This window comes from Tepidimonas sp. (assembly GCF_046292505.1).
Taxonomy (GTDB): domain Bacteria; phylum Pseudomonadota; class Gammaproteobacteria; order Burkholderiales; family Burkholderiaceae_C; genus Tepidimonas.
On record NZ_JBKBQX010000277.1, the window covers coordinates 1 to 523 of the forward strand.

Annotated in this window: 2 protein-coding genes; one reads left to right on the forward strand and one right to left on the reverse strand. The window is 60.4% G+C overall.

Annotation, left to right across the window (positions count from 1 at the left end; all coding sequences use genetic code 11):
* Positions 1-105: SWIB/MDM2 domain-containing protein (locus ACK4TH_RS13250; protein WP_409627101.1), on the forward strand; the 105-nt coding region annotated here is incomplete at its 5' end.
* Between the two features lie 98 nt (positions 106-203).
* Here ACK4TH_RS13250 and ACK4TH_RS13255 read toward each other — a convergent pair.
* Positions 204-523, reverse strand: a 320-nt coding sequence (locus ACK4TH_RS13255; protein WP_409627099.1) for an ABC transporter substrate-binding protein, incomplete at its 5' end; no start/stop codon positions are given.

A 523-nucleotide genomic window follows, 5' to 3' on the forward strand; every position in this document is an offset into this window, starting at 1 on the left:
AACAAGCGCATGATCAACGCCGACGCCAAACTCAAGGCCGTGCTCAAAAAGCCCCAGGTGTCGATGTTCGAGATGACCAAGATCATCAGCGCCCACTTGTCGTGAACTGAGATCGCTTGCCTGCGGCCGACCGCGCGAGGCGGCGGCCCAGCCAACAAAAAACCCCGCCAAGGCGGGGTTTTTTGCGCAGGGGCGAACCGCGATCAGCGGATGACCGCGATCTCCGAGCGCTGACCACCCTTGTAGGTGTACAGCGTCAGGGCACCATTCTTGATGTCGCCCTTCTCGTCGAACTCGATCTGTCCGGTCACACCCTTGTAGCTGATCGACTTGAGTGCCGGCAGGTACTTGGCCGGATCGGCCGAGTTGGCGTTCTGCATCGCCTTGACCATGACGTTGACGGCGTCGTACACATACGGCGCGTACACCTGCACGTCGGTGCCGAACTTGGCTTTGAAATCGGCGCGGAACTTCTCCATACCGGCCTTCTGTTCACCTTCGACACCCCCGGCCTCGGCGCAAT